Source organism: Domibacillus indicus (assembly GCF_023715895.1).
Lineage (GTDB): Bacteria > Bacillota > Bacilli > Bacillales > Domibacillaceae > Domibacillus > Domibacillus indicus_A.
On the sequence record NZ_JAMBOO010000075.1, the window covers coordinates 1 to 531 of the forward strand.

Annotated in this window: 5 tRNA genes; all 5 read left to right on the forward strand. The window is 53.7% G+C overall.

The features are described from left to right. Positions 1-44 precede the first annotated feature (44 nt). The 5 genes from M3221_RS25570 (at position 45) to M3221_RS25590 (ending at position 483) form a co-directional block, all read left to right on the forward strand. Positions 45-121, forward strand: a tRNA-Asp gene (locus tag M3221_RS25570). Positions 122-133: 12 nt separating this feature from the next. Then, a tRNA-Gly gene (locus M3221_RS25575) sits at positions 134-207 on the forward strand. 14 nt (positions 208-221) lie between these two features. Further along, positions 222-295, forward strand: a tRNA-Ile gene (locus M3221_RS25580). Positions 296-318: 23 nt separating this feature from the next. Continuing rightward, positions 319-402: transfer RNA gene (locus M3221_RS25585), tRNA-Tyr, on the forward strand. A 5-nt stretch (positions 403-407) separates the two neighbouring features. Further along, positions 408-483, forward strand: a tRNA-His gene (locus tag M3221_RS25590). Positions 484-531: the final 48 nt, after the last annotated feature.

The window sequence follows — 531 nt, forward strand, 5'->3', positions numbered from 1 at the left end:
ATAACCCGAAGGTCGCAGGTTCAAATCCTGCCCCCGCAATCGTTGGTCCGGTAGTTCAGTTGGTTAGAATGCCTGCCTGTCACGCAGGAGGTCGCGGGTTCGAGTCCCGTCCGGACCGCCATTTTTACAAAATGCGGGTGTAGTTTAATGGTAAAACCTCAGCCTTCCAAGCTGATGTCGTGGGTTCGATTCCCATCACCCGCTCCATTATTTTTGATAATGGGCCTGTAGCTCAGCTGGTTAGAGCGCACGCCTGATAAGCGTGAGGTCGATGGTTCGAGTCCATTCAGGCCCATTTTTTATGTAACTTTATATACTGGAGGGGTAGCGAAGTGGCTAAACGCGGCGGACTGTAAATCCGCTCCTTCGGGTTCGGCAGTTCGAATCTGCCCCCCTCCACCAGTATGGCGGTCGTGGCGAAGTGGTTAACGCATCGGATTGTGGCTCCGACATTCGGGGGTTCGATTCCCCTCGATCGCCCCATATTTTTGGGCTATAGCCAAGCGGTAAGGCAACGGACTTTGACTCCGT